Annotated in this window: 17 protein-coding genes; 3 read left to right on the forward strand and 14 right to left on the reverse strand. The window is 66.0% G+C overall.

Annotated elements, in window-relative coordinates; all coding sequences use genetic code 11:
- Nucleotides 1-109: integrase core domain-containing protein (locus tag E3O67_RS05475; RefSeq protein WP_167726449.1), on the forward strand; the 109-nt coding region annotated here is incomplete at its 5' end.
- Between the two features lie 217 nt (nucleotides 110-326).
- On the opposite strand, the gene E3O67_RS05480 is transcribed toward E3O67_RS05475, so the two are convergent.
- The 8 genes from E3O67_RS05480 to E3O67_RS05510 form a co-directional block, all read right to left on the reverse strand.
- The gene (locus E3O67_RS05480; RefSeq protein WP_135102197.1) at nucleotides 327-878 is read right to left on the reverse strand and encodes a hypothetical protein; all 552 of its coding nucleotides are present in this window, start codon (nucleotides 876-878) and stop codon (nucleotides 327-329) included.
- Nucleotides 879-1130: 252 nt separating this feature from the next.
- Nucleotides 1131-1304: a hypothetical protein gene (locus E3O67_RS16840; protein ID WP_166787021.1), complete on the reverse strand. Its 174-nt coding sequence runs from the start codon at nucleotides 1302-1304 to the stop codon at nucleotides 1131-1133.
- Between the two features lie 87 nt (nucleotides 1305-1391).
- Nucleotides 1392-2138, reverse strand: a complete 747-nt coding sequence (locus E3O67_RS05485) for a hypothetical protein (RefSeq protein ID WP_135102198.1) — start codon at nucleotides 2136-2138, stop codon at nucleotides 1392-1394.
- Nucleotides 2139-2410: 272 nt separating this feature from the next.
- Nucleotides 2411-3460, reverse strand: coding sequence for an RNA polymerase sigma factor RpoD/SigA (locus E3O67_RS05490; protein WP_370260171.1), 1050 nt, complete (start codon nucleotides 3458-3460; stop codon nucleotides 2411-2413).
- A gap of 160 nt (nucleotides 3461-3620) precedes the next feature.
- On the reverse strand, nucleotides 3621-4334 hold the full coding sequence (deoC, locus tag E3O67_RS05495; protein ID WP_134431662.1) for a deoxyribose-phosphate aldolase: 714 nt from the start codon (nucleotides 4332-4334) through the stop codon (nucleotides 3621-3623).
- 177 nt (nucleotides 4335-4511) lie between these two features.
- Entirely contained in the window at nucleotides 4512-5225 is a 714-nt protein-coding gene (locus E3O67_RS05500) for a GAF and ANTAR domain-containing protein (protein WP_134431665.1), read from the reverse strand.
- Complete coding sequence (locus E3O67_RS05505) at nucleotides 5218-5937, reverse strand: GAF and ANTAR domain-containing protein (protein WP_135102199.1); 720 nt, start codon at nucleotides 5935-5937, stop codon at nucleotides 5218-5220. The genes E3O67_RS05500 and E3O67_RS05505 overlap by 8 nt, the downstream gene beginning before the upstream one ends.
- A gap of 103 nt (nucleotides 5938-6040) precedes the next feature.
- Nucleotides 6041-6535 carry a MarR family winged helix-turn-helix transcriptional regulator gene (locus tag E3O67_RS05510; protein ID WP_166787023.1) on the reverse strand — a complete coding sequence of 165 codons (495 nt, stop codon included), beginning with the start codon at nucleotides 6533-6535 and terminating at the stop codon, nucleotides 6041-6043.
- Nucleotides 6536-6746: 211 nt separating this feature from the next.
- Between E3O67_RS05510 and E3O67_RS05515 the strand changes: the two genes are divergently transcribed.
- Nucleotides 6747-7007 (forward strand): hypothetical protein, encoded by a 261-nt coding sequence (locus E3O67_RS05515; protein ID WP_134431673.1) that lies wholly within the window; start codon nucleotides 6747-6749, stop codon nucleotides 7005-7007.
- A gap of 143 nt (nucleotides 7008-7150) precedes the next feature.
- Here E3O67_RS05515 and E3O67_RS05520 read toward each other — a convergent pair whose 3' ends face one another.
- Nucleotides 7151-7681, reverse strand: coding sequence for a pyridoxal 5'-phosphate synthase (locus E3O67_RS05520; RefSeq protein ID WP_135102200.1), 531 nt, complete (start codon nucleotides 7679-7681; stop codon nucleotides 7151-7153).
- A gap of 72 nt (nucleotides 7682-7753) precedes the next feature.
- Here E3O67_RS05520 and E3O67_RS05525 point away from each other — a divergent pair, with 72 nt between their 5' ends.
- Nucleotides 7754-8656 (forward strand): NAD-dependent epimerase/dehydratase family protein, encoded by a 903-nt coding sequence (locus tag E3O67_RS05525; protein ID WP_135102201.1) that lies wholly within the window; start codon nucleotides 7754-7756, stop codon nucleotides 8654-8656.
- Between the two features lie 148 nt (nucleotides 8657-8804).
- On the opposite strand, the gene rbsD is transcribed toward E3O67_RS05525, so the two are convergent.
- From rbsD to E3O67_RS05550, 5 genes are all read right to left on the reverse strand, one after another.
- Nucleotides 8805-9188, reverse strand: a complete 384-nt coding sequence (rbsD, locus tag E3O67_RS05530; RefSeq protein ID WP_134431682.1) for a D-ribose pyranase — start codon at nucleotides 9186-9188, stop codon at nucleotides 8805-8807.
- On the reverse strand, nucleotides 9185-10108 hold the full coding sequence (locus E3O67_RS05535) for a ribokinase (protein WP_134431685.1): 924 nt from the start codon (nucleotides 10106-10108) through the stop codon (nucleotides 9185-9187). The genes rbsD and E3O67_RS05535 overlap by 4 nt, the downstream gene beginning before the upstream one ends.
- Nucleotides 10105-11049, reverse strand: a complete 945-nt coding sequence (locus E3O67_RS05540; protein ID WP_134431688.1) for a substrate-binding domain-containing protein — start codon at nucleotides 11047-11049, stop codon at nucleotides 10105-10107. The genes E3O67_RS05535 and E3O67_RS05540 overlap by 4 nt, the downstream gene beginning before the upstream one ends.
- 64 nt (nucleotides 11050-11113) lie before the next feature.
- Nucleotides 11114-12085, reverse strand: coding sequence for an ABC transporter permease (locus E3O67_RS05545; RefSeq protein WP_134431691.1), 972 nt, complete (start codon nucleotides 12083-12085; stop codon nucleotides 11114-11116).
- Nucleotides 12086-12096: 11 nt separating this feature from the next.
- The gene (locus E3O67_RS05550) at nucleotides 12097-13611 is read right to left on the reverse strand and encodes a sugar ABC transporter ATP-binding protein (RefSeq protein ID WP_134431694.1); all 1515 of its coding nucleotides are present in this window, start codon (nucleotides 13609-13611) and stop codon (nucleotides 12097-12099) included.
- Nucleotide 13612 lies beyond the last annotated feature (1 nt).

A 13612-nucleotide genomic window follows, 5' to 3' on the forward strand; every position in this document is an offset into this window, starting at 1 on the left:
CACCTACCAGCAGTGGGTCCATGACTACAATCACCACAGACCCCACAGCGGCATCGGAAACACCCCACCCATCAACCGCGTTCACAAGGTCTCTGGGAGTTACACCTAGGTCTGTGAGCCCTGTTCGGTTGGTGGTGTCGCTCCCGCACAGGCTCAGTCGCCTGCACCACGGAGTGGCCGCTGCTCGGCCGTGGAGCTGCACCTCCGGTGCAGAACGAATTCGACGGAGAATCTCGTTGAAAACTGCCATTTCGGGCCGATATGGGGCGATTTGGCCAGAATCTCCGTCGAATTCGTTCGGGGCGACGTGTCGCCCCACCTGCCGGCTAGCGAGAGTGTGGTGCGAATCGCGCCATCCACCCGGCAACCGGTCGCTGCTGCTCACCCTGCTGAGCGGCGAGCACGATCAGGATCGCCGTGAGAGCGGGGGTCACCCACTGCAGCACCCGCTGCTGTCGCTGCTGGGCCTCCAGCTGTGCAGACGTACCCGGACCGGCCTCGGTGATTCCGTCGGTGGCCTCCCCCGAATGGTCGCTCATCTTCTTGCCGAGAATCCCGGAGTACAGAGTTGTGCCGGCAGCCACACCGGTGAGGGCGAGTTTCACGATCGTGTTCGTGCGGCCTTCCGGCTGGCCGGCCAGACGCGCCTTGTTTCCGAGAATCAGGCCTGCGCCACCCACGCCGTGGGCGACAAGAGCTGCGACCTGAACCGGCGCCCACCGCTTCCACCCCTCACTCGCCAGAGCCACGCGCTCGCGGGGGTCTTTCGCGGTTGACGCGCTCCCGTTGAGCCCGACGGCGCCCATCAAGGCACCCCCGGCCCACAGCGCCAATCCCACATCGTGCAGGCTTCGAACAACGGTATTGCGTCCAGTCACGGAGTACTCCTCATTGGTGATTCGTCTTCCCGTACGAGTGTGTACAGGGTCAGGTACTACTTATGACGGCGGCCGAGGCCGATGTCTCATGCCCGATACCGGCCGCCTGCAACTATCTCAGGCTCTTCCCAGTCTTTATCAGCGTCGGCGGTGGCTGTCAGGATCTGCGTGGGGCTGGGCTGGGTGGGGCTGGGCTGGGTGGGGCTGGGCTGGGCTGGGTGGGGCAGGTGATCGTAGCCCGGCCGGACTCCTTCAGTACGTGGGGCGGGTAGTGCGGGCGTTCTTCGGCCGACGGCGCGACGAGCGAATCTTCTGAATCGCGGCCTTCCCCTGCGGGCTGCGCAGGTATTTGGTGACCAGGGTCAGGATTACGGGGAGGAACTTGAGCAGGCGAGCCATGGTGGTCTCTTTTCGTTTGAGCTGCATTTGTAGTTATGGGGTGCGAAAATACGGGAGCGACCGGGCAGAACTGCGCCCACCCGGACACCCCGTGCAGGTGTCTGGTGTTGGGTGTCAGCGGCCGAGTACTTCGCGGTCCACGCGGCGGTGGAACCGCATTCCGGCGAGTCCGCCGATGATCGCACCGACGAGGCTGACAAGGACGATGACGATCGCGGTGATGATGCTGCCCGCTGTGAGACCTTCCGGATTGAGCGGAATGCTGGGCAAGCTGTTCAGGTTTCCCAGCAGGTTGAGCTCACCGCCGGCAATGACACCGATGATTCCGACGAAGGCCGCGATCACGATCGCCCACACCCAGACCGCGATTCCTTGCTTGATGCCGCTGAAGCGGGCCATGCGGCCGGCGACGTAACCGCCGCAGAGATAGGACACGAACACCACGACCGCGAGCACAATCGCACTGACCAGTGCGATGGTGTCGGCGTTCTCGGCGGCTGTTCCGGCAGCCTGGTCGGCGGAATCGGCGCCGCCCAGGCCGACTGCGGCTCCAGCCGCAGCGAACAGCGCGGTGAGGATCACGGCGGTCCCGGTCGCGGTGAGCCACCCGAAGAACGCCGGCCCCCACTGGATCCCACCGAAACGGGCCTTGTCTCGACCGACGACCTCGTTGCGACCGACGGCCTTGTCGCGACCGACGACCTCGTTGCGACCGACGACCTCGTTGCGACCGACGGCCTCGTCACGACCGACGGCCTCGTTGCGGTTGGGCACCGACCTGCCTGCGGGCACCGTAGCGTCAGAGCCAGGGTCGTCGATGTTTCGATTGATGGGTGAACCGGATGAGTCGAATGTTGCCATGGCGATAGCTCCTCTACTGACGCAGGTATAAACCTCAGAGGGTCAGGGCGACCTCGCTCAACCGCGTCACAGAACACCTAGATGAACCGGACGCGATCGAAGCTTGTCCCACCGAGCGACAACCTGTCCTCTGCGAGAATCTCTTAACAAGTAGTCGTATCTCGGCGGGTGTTCGTCACAGAATCAAGCAGGGAATGTCGAGTGCACGGCAGGCGCACGTTTTCCGGAAGGCGCGGGTGATCGCCTGTCGGGCGCGACTCGGATGTAAAGCCTCACTCCCTCAGATAGAGCTCGAGGGCCGGCGTGCGCATCATCGCCAGGGCCCGCTTCTCGAGCTGGCGGATGCGCTCCCGGGTCACACCCTCGCGGACGGCGATCTGGTCAAGGGTGCGAGGTTGGTCGCCGTTGAGCCCGAACCGTGCCTCCAGGATCATCCGCTCCCGTGTGGGCAGCGCGTCGAGATGAAAGGTGATGTCAGAGCGGCGCAGGGCAAGCGCCGCGTACTCCTCCGGCTGGGGCAGATCATCGTCCATGATCAGCTCGGAGATGTCGGCCAAGCCCTCGCCGAGTGGGGTCTGATACGAGATCGGTTCGACGTCCCAATCGAGCAAGGTCCGCACGTNGAGCAAGGTCCGCACGTCGGCCATCGAAGCCCCGCAGGCCTCGGCCAGCTCCGCCAATGTGGGTTCGCGGTACAGGCTGGCGGTGAGGTCGCGGCGGATGCGCTTGACCTTGTTGAGCTTCTCCACGGCGTGCAACGGGATCCGAATTGTCCGTGCAGCGCCGATCATGCCCCGGTGGATGGACTGCCGGATCCACCAGATTCCGTAGGTGGAGAATTTGTACCCGGTCGTGTAATCGAATTTCTCCACCGCGCGCAACAGGCCGAGGTTGCCTTCCTGAACGAGATCCATGATTGGAATCTTGCGGCCGGAATACTGTTTGGCGACGCTGACCACCAGGCGCAGGTTTGCCTCGATGAACCGGGTCTTGGACCGTTCGCCGTCCCGGGCAAGCCAGATGAGGTCCCGGGTCAGAGCCAAATCGGCGACACCCCGGGCGAGACGTGCTGCGGCGAACAGGCCCACCTCCATCCGCCGGGCCAGGTCAACCTCCTCCTCCGCGTTGAGAAGGGCCACCCTGCCGATCTTTCTCAGGTAGATCCCGAACGTGTCCGTCGGTCCCAGACCAAATCGTGCCGTCGTGGGGCGAGGCACGAAAATCGGCGGGGCCGCGGTCCAGACAGGTTGATTCGGGTCGGAATCAGGCAGCTCCGATTCGCCGGCCAGGAATTGATCCGATGAGCTCACACTCCACCACACAGACTTGAGGATGTATCACCATTGATCAGAAAAGCCTAGCTAGAGATTTGAACGTAGACAATACATACCGAGGCGGGCCCCTCATGAGGCAAATCGTGCCGAATCCAATCGCCAATCGCCGCCCGCGTCACACCGTGGGCTCACCGTGCCGGGCGGAGGGTCAGTAGTCCCCGGCCGATTCTGCCGGAGTGGCGCCCGAGAGCAGGGCGGCGCTGCCGGAGACACCGAGGCGGGTTGCGCCGGCCGCGATCATGGCCAGGGCGTCGTTGAAGCTGCGCACCCCGCCGGACGCCTTCACCTGGGCCCTGTCGCCCACGGTCTGCTTCATCAAGCTCACCGCGTGCACGGTCGCCCCGCCGGCAGGGTGAAAACCGGTGGAAGTCTTGACGAAGTCGGCGCCCTCGGCCACTGCGGCGCGGCACACGGCGACGATCTCAGCATCCGTCAGCGCCGCGGATTCGATGATCACCTTGAGCACTCCCGGCGTTGGGATGCCGGCCCGCACGGCCGCGATGTCGGCCTGCACATCGGCGAACCGGCCGGCCTTGGCAGCACCGATGTCGATGACCATGTCGATCTCGTCGGCCCCCTGCTCAATGGCGAGGGCGGCTTCGGCAGCCTTGATGGCGCTGTGGTGGTCTCCGCTGGGAAAACCGCAGACGACAGCAACCTTGAGGTCGGCGCCGGCGGGGATGCGCAGCGGCAGCATCGACGGGGAGACACAGACCGAGTAGGCGCCGAGCTCAATTGCCTCGGCGATGAGCGCGGTCACGTCCTCCGCGGTGGCCTCGGGCTTGAGGAGGGTGTGATCGATGCACCGGGCGACGCTGGCGGCGTCGAGAGAACGGGTGGAGGTCGAAATGGTGGATGTCATTGTGGTGCGTCCTTAGTCGGTGACGAGTTCGGGGGCCGTTCGACGCCCTGGCGACGTCGACGGATGCGTCGAGGCCCGATGCGCCGAACTCCTCGATCGAGACTACGCGTCCGCCCTGGGAGACGACGGTCGCTTGCTCACTTGTTGCTCACCACGCGCACCCGCTGGCGGGCAGGATCAGATGACGAGGGTCTGGTCGACAAGCCCCTGAGCGACCTGCGACAACAGCAGGTGGTTGCTGCGAGCGTGATTCCGGAGCAACGCGAATGCGTCCTCCATCGAGACTCCGCGGGAATGCGAAATCACACCCTTGGCCTGTTCGATCACGACTCGGGAATTCAGCGCAATCGTCAGGTGCTCCCGCACCGAATTGCTTTCCCGGAGCGTGCGTTCCTGCAGAATCCCGATCGTGGCGACATCCGCCAAAGCCTGGGCCGCACGAACGTCCTGTTGGCGCAGAGCGCCGGGAACAGTCGACAACAAGTTGAGGGCACCGATGGTCGTCTCGCGCAGCCGCAACGGGATCGCATGGACCGCGGCAAAACCCTGCTCCCTGGCGCTGTCCCGAAACCGCCGCCACGCGGGCGGGCTGTCCTCCACGTCCGGCAGGGACACAACCGACCCAGAGGTGAAACACTCCACGCACGGGCCCGCCGCAGCACTGAGTTGCATGACTTCCACAAGCCGGCTGGCTTCGCTGGTGGAAGCGACGACTTCGAGCTCGCCGTTTTCATCGGCCAGGAGAATTCCTGCCGCCGCGATGTCGAACAGGCCGGTGCAACTCTCCACGAGGGTTTGCAAGAGCTCCACCACGTCATAACCGGCCACCAGGGTGTCAGCGAGGGTCGCAAACGTATCGATGAGGCGATCCTCTCTCGTTTCATCAATCATGAGACCCTTCGATCTGGTTTTCTCTTACTGCAAAAGTCAATCGCCGGCCGATGATCTCCTCCGCGATCTCCTGCACAGACCGGCCCAAGGCGAAAGCATGGCCCTGGATGACCAGACGGGCGTCCACGGCAGAAATCCCCAGTTGCGCCAGCACCATGCCGGTGGCCTGATGCACTTCACGTCGGGAGAACTGTCTGCGCAGGTCGGTTTCGCCCTCGATTTCGCTGTGGGACAGGCGGATGGCTCGAGCGAGAACGAGACGGCTGACGATGGTCGCGAGACCCGAAGCGTTCCGGATATGCAGGTCATTGAGTTGACTGGGCCTGCTGGTGTACAGGTCGATCGCCCCGATCCGTAACGGCCCCAGCACCAAAGGAAAGGCGAAAACCGCACCGAGCTCCTCGGCGATGATCGCCTCCGAGAACGCTGGCCACACCCGGTTCGGCCGTTCGCGAATATTCGGCTCGAAAACCGGCATGCCGGTTTCCAGAGCGTCCCAACATGGACCCTCGCCCAGGTCGAATTGCAACTCGTCCAGCCGCAACGATTGGGCGTCGCTCGCCGATACCGTCTCAGCAGGGAGAAAGTCACCGAACGTCGAGATTGACACCCCGTCCACGGGCAGCGCCCCCAGGAAAGGCTCGAACAAGCGCGACTCGCTACCCGCCAAAGCTGACAACGCTTCCTCGGCCACCGCAAATTGATCACGCATGGCACTCCCTCCTGCAATTCTCGCTACAGCTCCTTGTCACACCCGACCACGTCATGTTCCGAACGTACTCCGCTTCACCCGATAGGGGATTCTGAGGCGACCGTCAGGCGCTCGTCATCGCTGGACCCTGCGCCCCGGCAAGGCCATCTTCCAGGTCGTAGCCGAGCGCTGCCGCGATACTGAGCAACTGCGCCTCGAGCAGCGCCTGTTCCGTGCTGGACATCTGTCCCTGGGCTCTGCCGATCCGTGCACGGAAATCACCGTAGATACGCTCCATCAGCGTCTCACCCGTCGCAGTCAGCTCCAGGAACAGGCTTCGCCGGTCGACAGGGTTGGCAACACGACGCACGACGTCTCGAGCGACCAGCCGGTCACAGATCGCGGTGACCGCACCCATCGAGAGGTCTGTGGAACCAGCCAACATCTTCGGTGTCACCCGGCCTGCCTCCGAGATGCGGAAAAGCACCCGAATCTCCGATCCCGTGAAGCCGGCCTGCGCCGCCATCCCTGCACGGGTCTTGTCCAACGCTCGGAGCAGGACGACCACCGCAGCGGTAACACCCTCAAGAACCTGGACGGAGCCATTCTCCTTGAACATGGTTTCTCCCGACATCAACAAGCAGCAGTCAGCTGGTTCAACGTACCGAAACCACCCTAGCGATGACGTCTATAAAGTTCCAACATAGAATAGTTTGGAATTCGAACTAATCGCTATATATTACTACCCGACGCCTATTTCTTACGTCATCTTCCGACCTCTGCTGAACCAACGTGGCCTCAGGGTCCTCCGAGAGACAAGGTCTGTATCCATGAACGAGTACCGCCTGACCGTGAATGGCGACCGCTACGTCGTCGACACCGACGACGACCTGGCGTCATGGAAATCCTCCGTCGCCGACGCTGTGCAGCGCGGTGGCGGATTCATCAACGTGATCAACTCCGCCGGATTCCTGACCACACTGCTGATCACGCCGAACTCGACCGTCACTCTGCAGAGAGTCCGCTCCCCACGGCCGGAACCCTGGACGCAGCTCCTCGAAGACGATGCGTTCACCTACGAGGACTTCTAGGACCTTCGATCCGGTGTCTCCGTTGGCTCATCATTCGGGCACGCCGGAGCGTAAGTGTGAAGTGACCACCTACGAGCCAGGTGCCGCAGCCCCGCTGGAAGTAGTCGCGCTCAGCCCAGGTCGCGCTCAGTCCGCGGTCGCGCTCAGTCCGCGGCGGGAATCAGGTAGCGATGACGCACGTGCCGTCGGCCGGGGTCGGCCTGCCAGAACTCGACCTCGACCGGGCGCAGGGCGTATAGCTGCCAGGTGGGGTTCTCCGATCCGTCGGCTTCGGGCCGTTCGGCCCAGTCGGCCGCCGAGGCATCCGTCGACAACTCGGTGACCGGGCCGACCACGCGCACCTGGCGTCCCAGGGCCGACCAGAAGAAATTCATCGCGGCCAGCGGATGCTCCGTCAGCTCCCGGCCCTTGCGCGACAGTCGCGAGGTGGCGAAGTGCCAGCCCTCGGCGTCGAGGTTCTTGAGGATGAGCATGCGCGACGACGGCATGCCCTCTGCGCCGACAGTCGCGAGGCTGAACGAGTGCGGCTGGGGAACCCCGGCCGTGAGGGCCTCGTCGAGCCAGGACCGGAACAGCTCAGCAGGGTCGAGTGGCGCCGACGCCGGGTCGAAAACCGGCAGCGCGGCAGGGAAATCCGGCAGGGAACGCAGCATGCTGCGGAATGATTCACTCACTCCGCGAGCCTACTGCTCGGTGCTGTCAGCGTTCGGCGGGGCCGCTAGCGTTGGAGGCGACGAAGGAGCGAGATGACGATACTCATTGTCGGATGCGGTGACCTCGGCACGGAGGTGGGCCTGCGTTTCGCCGCGCTCGGGCACCGGGTGGTGGGGTTGCGCCGCAACGCGGCCGTGCTTCCCGCCGGCATCGAGGGCCAGTCCGTCGACCTCAGCACGGCGAAGCCGGTTGTTCCGGCCGACACCCAGATCGTGATCGTGGCGATCGCCGCGGGCAACCCCAGCCCCGCGGTCTACCGGGCGGCCTACGTCGACGGTCTGCAGAACCTCCTCGACGCGCTCGACGAGGCCGACGTCTCGCCCCGCCGCGTGCTGCTGGTGTCGTCGACCGCCGTCTACGACGTGTCCGACGAGAGCTGGGTCGACGAGCAGACGCCCGCCAACCCGCGTCCCGGCACCGATGCCATCTTGCTCGAGGCGGAACGGATGCTGCACGCCCGCCTCCCCGCGGCCGTCGTCTTCCGCCTGTCGGGCATCTACGGCCCCGGCCGGGAACGCCTGATCACCCAGGTGCGCGGCGGCCGCACCACCGCGTCGGCCTCGGCCCGGCACACGAACCGCATCCACCGGGACGATGCCGCGGCCGCGATCGTGCACCTGATGCTGCGGGAGGAAGAACCGGCTCCCCTGTACATCGGCGTCGACAGCGCACCGGTGCGCGGCGGTGAGGTGCTGGCCTTCCTCGCCGAGGAGCTCGGGTTGCCGGTCCCGACGCTGGAGGCGCCCGGCACTCCCGGTGCGACGACCACCACGACCGCTGTGCCAGCCCGGCCCGCTCCGCGGGACAGCCAGCGCGGAGGCGACAAGCGCCTCCGCAACCGGCTGCTGCTGAGCACGGGTTTCACGTTCAGCTACCCGACCTACCGCGAGGGCTACCGGGCCGTGTTGGCCGGCCGGGGCATCCGTCACCCGTAGCCGACGCACCGGTAATCGACGCACCCGCAGTTCAAGCCGATTCGGCGTGAACGAATTCGACGGAGATTCTCGTTCAAAACGGCCTTTTCGGGACGCTCAGGGCCAAGATGGCCAAAATCTCCGTCGAATTCGTTCGGGAACGAGGCGCCTAGAACGAGACGCCGCAGACCAGCGCGGCGTTCGCGAACGGCGTCGCCTCACCCGAGCGAATGAACAGCTTGGCCGAGGCCGAGAGGTCCTTCAGTTCGGCGTGGCTGATGTACTCGATCGCGTCGAACCGGTCGGCCAGCCAGGCCCCGGCAGGGGCGGTTTTCGCCTCCTCCGCGGCCACGCAGTGCTGGAACACCATCTCCTCGAGCAGGGCGTCGAGCACCTGCTCGAAACGCGGCACACCGTGCACCAGCGCCAGGTCGATCACGGGAACGCCGGCCGGGATCGGCATGCCGCAATCCGCGAGGAGCACGACATCCGTGTGCCCGAGGCGGGCCAGGGCGCCGGAGAGATCGGCGTTCAGGATGCCGCGGCGCTTCATGCGCGCACCCGCGGCAGCTCGTCGGCCAGGGAGGGATACGACGTCTGCGTTCCGCGTGACTGCACCGCGAAAGCGCCCACACGAACGGCCTGACGCACCGATTCGGACAGGCTCGAGCCGGCCGCGAGCTGCGCGCTCAGGGCGCCGACGAACGCGTCGCCGGCCCCCGAGCTGTCCACGGCGACGACCTGGGGCGACGCCACGCTGTGCGTGCCGTCCCGCTCGGCACAGATGGCACCCTTCGCCCCGCGGGTGAGCACGACGGACGGAACGCCCCACTCGAGCAGCCGGGCGACGAGCTCGGCATCCTCGATGGGGATGACGGTGTTCGGGGCGAGCTGCGCGAGCACGAGGGCTGCCTCGTGCTCGTTGACGACCAGCGGGTCGGCCCGACGGATGCTCGCGGCATCCAGTTCGATCACGGGCGCCAGGTTCAGCACCACCCGGCCGGTGGCCAACCGCAGTGCCGCCACGATGCCCTCCGCGGGGATCTCACCCTGGAGCACGACCACGGCGGCCTCTGCGATGACGGTCGCGCCGGCCTGGACAGCCTCCGCACCCATCAGCGCGTTGGCGCCGGGGATGATCACGATGGTGTTCTCGCCGTCGGCGGCAACGGTGACGAGTGCCAGCCCGGTCGGGCCGTCCACCGTGTGCACATTCGACAGGTCCACTCCGGAGCGGGTCAGGATCGCGGTGGCGACCTCGGCCTGCGGGTCCCGGCCCACGAGGCCGACCATGCGCACCGTGGCGCCCAGTTGGGCGGCCGCGACGGCCTGGTTGGCCCCTTTCCCTCCGGGGAGGAACTCCATCGACGTTCCGATGAGGGTCTCACCGGGCAGCGGGTGGCGTTCGATAGTGATCAGCTGGTCGACGTTGATCGACCCGACGACGACGACCGTGCTGGCGGAGTTACTCACTTGGTGAAGTCGCCGACATTCGTCTTCGTGACGGAGACGACCTCAACCGGGACGGTCTTCTCGATCTTGTCGCCCGCGATGGCCTTGATGGCGAGTTCAACGGAGAGCTTGCCGAGTTCGGCCGGCTGCTGCGCGATGGTGGCGACCAGGGTGCCTGCCTCGATGGCGGCGAGTCCGTCGGACGTGCCGTCGAAGCCGACGACCGAGACCTCGGTGCCGGCACGCGAGCCGAGCGCCTGGATGGCGCCGAGGGCCATTTCGTCGTTCTCGGCGAAGAGGCCGGTCACGCCGGGGTTGGACTGCAGCAGGTTCGTGGTCACGTCGAGCGCTGCGGCACGGTCGAAGTTGGCGGTCTGCTTGGCCACCACGGTGATGTCCGGGTAGGCCTTCATGCCCTCTTCGAAACCCTGGCCGCGGTCGCGGCTGGCCGAGGTGCCGGAGACACCCTGCAGGTGGATGACGCTGCCCTTTTCGCCCATGGCCTTGGCGAGTTCGTCGGCAGCCTGACGGCCTCCGGCCACGTTGTCGCTCGCGACGAGCGAGTTCAGGTCGGCGCCGTTGACGGTGCGGTCGACCCCGATGACGGGGATGTCGGCGCTGAGCAGCTCGTTCACGGAGGAGGAGGAGGCATCGGAGTCGACCGGGTTCACGATGACGGCCTTGGTGCCGCCCGAGGCGGCGGTGGCGAGCTGGTTGGCCTGCGTGGCCGAGTCGTTCTGCGCGTCGACGATGTTCAACTGCACGCCGGCTTCGTCGGCGGCAGCCTGAGCGCCGTCGCGCAGTTCAACGAAGAACGGGTTGTTCAGCGTGGAGAGGGCCATCACGATCTTCGTGCCGGACGCCTCGTCCCCGCCGCCGCGGCCGCAGGCCGTGGTACCCACCAGGATCAGTGCGGCGGTGGCGGTCAGTGCCGCGATTTTGCGAAATGAGGAGGACTTCATTGTGTATTCCTTTGGGGTGTTGATGGATGGGGTGAGAGGTAACGGATGTCGGGCGTCGGCCAGGTCAGCTGCTACGGGTCTTGCGGCGCAGCACGTCGATGCCCACGGCGAGGGCGATCACGAGGCCGATCACGACCTGCTGCCAGAACGACGTCACGTTGAGCAGGTTCAGACCGTTGCGGATGACGACGAGCACGAGGGCGCCGACGAAGGTGCCCGAGATTTTGCCGAGGCCGCCGGCGAGCGAGGCGCCGCCGATCACGACGGCCGCGATGGCGTCGAGTTCGTAGCCGGCAGCGGCCTGAGGCTGCGCGGAGTCGAGGCGCCCGGCGAGCAACAGCCCGGCGAGGGCGGCGAACAGGCCGGCCAGGGCGAAGACGGTGACGAGGATGCGCTTGACCGGCAGGCCCGACAGCCGGGCGGCTTCGGCGTTGCCACCGACCGCGTACATCGAGCGGCCGATCACGGTGCGGTTGAGCAGGAAGGAGGCGGCCAGGGCGGCCAGCACCAAGATGATGATGGGCATCGGGACCGGACCCAGGCTGCCACCGAGGAAGGAGACCTCGGCCGGCATCTTGATCGGGCGGCCGTCGGAGATGACCAGGGTCAGCCCACGGGCCACGCTGAGCATGGCGAGCGTGGCAATGAAGGAGGGCAGTTTGCCGTAGGCGTTGGCCAGGCCGTTGATGGTGCCGGCCAGGGCCCCGATGAAGAGGCCACCGAGGAGGGCGAGCCAGCCGGGGAGACCGGCGCTGGCGAACATCCAGCCCGACGACATGGCCGACAGGGCCGCCACGGCACCCACCGAGAGGTCGATCCCGCCGGCCACGATGACGAAGGTCATCCCGAAGGCCAGCACGGCCACCGTGGACACCTGGATGCCGATGTTGAGCAGATTCTGCGCTGTCAGGAAGTCGGGAGTCGCAATGAACAGGGCGAGGCAGAGCACGACGAGTCCGACGAGGGCACCATTGTTGGCAAGGAATTTCTTGTAGTCGAGGCCGCGGCGCTTCGCCGGCAGGGTTGTGGTGGACATGGTGTGGTTCCCTATCTCTGTTCGTGATTCTCGTCGACATCGCGGGCGGCGAGTGTCATGACTGCGTCTTGGGTGGCCTCGGCCGCGGTGAGCTCGCCGGCGAGCCGGCCGTCGCGCATCACCAGGATGCGGTCACTCATGCCGAGAATCTCGGGCAGTTCGCTGGAGACCATCAGAATGGCTCCCCCGGCCGCCGTGATCGCGTTCATCAGTTCGTAGATCTCGACCTTGGCGCCCACGTCGACGCCGCGGGTGGGCTCATCGAGCAGCAGCACCGTGGAGGCGGCGATGATCCAGCGGCCGAACACGGCCTTCTGCTGGTTGCCTCCGGAGAGGGCCCCGATCGGCTGGTCGATGGTGTGCATCCGGATGCGGAGTTTCGTCGCCACCTCGCCGGCCCGGCTGCGCTGGCCGGCGAAGTCGACCAGGCCGAGCTTTGCGGTGGAGGCGAGCGTTGCGTAGCCGAGGTTGTCGTTGACGGATGCGTCGAGCACCAGCCCCTGTCCCTTGCGGTCCTCGGGCACGTGCCCGATGCCCGCGGCGATTGCCGCCTGGATGCTGCCGTTCGGCAGGTGCCGGCCGCGCACCGCGACCGTTCCGGAGGTGTACCGGTCCGCGCCGGCGATGGCCCGGATCAGTTCGGTGCGTCCGGCGCCGACCAGCCCGGCGATGCCGAGAATCTCGCCGGCCTTGACGCTGAAACTGATGTCACTGAACGAGCCGGTCGAGGTGAGGTTGTCGACCGTGAGGATCGCTGACGCCTGGCTCACGTCCCCGGTCACCCGAGGGAACTGATCCTCGATACTGCGGCCGACCATGAGCTTCACGAGGTCGTCTTCGGGGGTGGAAGCTGGCACCTCGGCGATGAATTCGCCGTCGCGCAGGACGGTGACGGTGTCCCCGACCTCGGCGATCTCGTCGAGGTGGTGACTGATGAACAGCATGCCCACCCCGCGGCGACGGAGGTCGGCCATCACGGCGAACAGGCTCTCGGTCTCGTGGCGGGTCAGTGCCGCGGTGGGCTCGTCCAAGATCAGGATGCGGGCGTTGATGCTCAAGGCCTTGGCGATCTCGACCAACTGCTGCCGGGCGATGCCGAGGTCCCCGACCAGGGTGTCGACGTCGACGTCGAGGCCGATCAGGGCGAGGGCGGCACGCGCGCGGTTGCGCAAGGCGCTGCGGTCGACCAGGCCGTGCTTGGTGGGCATCCGTCCCAGCATCACGTTCTCGGCGATACTCATGGTGGGAACGAGGTTCAGTTCCTGGTGGATCGTGGCGATGCCGAGGTCCTCGGCCGCGCGGGTGGTCGGTAGGGTGACCGTCTGCCCGTCCACCACGATGTGGCCGGCATCCGGCTGGTACACCCCCGCCATCATCTTGATCAGGGTGGACTTGCCGGCGCCGTTCTCCCCCAGCAGCACCTGCACCTGCCCGGCGTAGACGCTGACGGTGACGTCTTTGATGACCGTCACCGGGCCGAAGGTCTTACCCACGTTCTGCAGGGTGACCAGTGCTTGTTGACTCATG

It is taken from the genome of Cryobacterium sp. TMT3-29-2 (genome assembly GCF_004564305.1).
Classification (GTDB): domain Bacteria; phylum Actinomycetota; class Actinomycetes; order Actinomycetales; family Microbacteriaceae; genus Cryobacterium; species Cryobacterium sinapicolor.

What these genes read in the sequence shown, in the direction of transcription:
- deoC (WP_134431662.1), bottom strand. Translation starts at nt 4,334, where the DNA reads ATGACATCCACCATTTCGACCTCCACCCGTTCTCTCGACGCCGCCAGC.
- E3O67_RS05485 (WP_135102198.1), bottom strand. Translation starts at nt 2,138, where the DNA reads ATGGCAACATTCGACTCATCCGGTTCACCCATCAATCGAAACATCGAC.
- E3O67_RS05540 (WP_134431688.1), bottom strand. Translation starts at nt 11,049, where the DNA reads ATGAAGTCCTCCTCATTTCGCAAAATCGCGGCACTGACCGCCACCGCC.
- rbsD (WP_134431682.1), bottom strand. Translation starts at nt 9,188, where the DNA reads ATGAAGCGCCGCGGCATCCTGAACGCCGATCTCTCCGGCGCCCTGGCC.
- E3O67_RS05545 (WP_134431691.1), bottom strand. Translation starts at nt 12,085, where the DNA reads ATGTCCACCACAACCCTGCCGGCGAAGCGCCGCGGCCTCGACTACAAG.
- E3O67_RS05505 (WP_135102199.1), bottom strand. Translation starts at nt 5,937, where the DNA reads ATGCGTGATCAATTTGCGGTGGCCGAGGAAGCGTTGTCAGCTTTGGCG.
- E3O67_RS05515 (WP_134431673.1), top strand. Translation starts at nt 6,747, where the DNA reads ATGAACGAGTACCGCCTGACCGTGAATGGCGACCGCTACGTCGTCGAC.
- E3O67_RS05525 (WP_135102201.1), top strand. Translation starts at nt 7,754, where the DNA reads ATGACGATACTCATTGTCGGATGCGGTGACCTCGGCACGGAGGTGGGC.
- E3O67_RS05510 (WP_166787023.1), bottom strand. Translation starts at nt 6,535, where the DNA reads ATGTTCAAGGAGAATGGCTCCGTCCAGGTTCTTGAGGGTGTTACCGCT.
- E3O67_RS05550 (WP_134431694.1), bottom strand. Translation starts at nt 13,611, where the DNA reads ATGAGTCAACAAGCACTGGTCACCCTGCAGAACGTGGGTAAGACCTTC.
- E3O67_RS16840 (WP_166787021.1), bottom strand. Translation starts at nt 1,304, where the DNA reads ATGCAGCTCAAACGAAAAGAGACCACCATGGCTCGCCTGCTCAAGTTC.
- E3O67_RS05500 (WP_134431665.1), bottom strand. Translation starts at nt 5,225, where the DNA reads ATGATTGATGAAACGAGAGAGGATCGCCTCATCGATACGTTTGCGACC.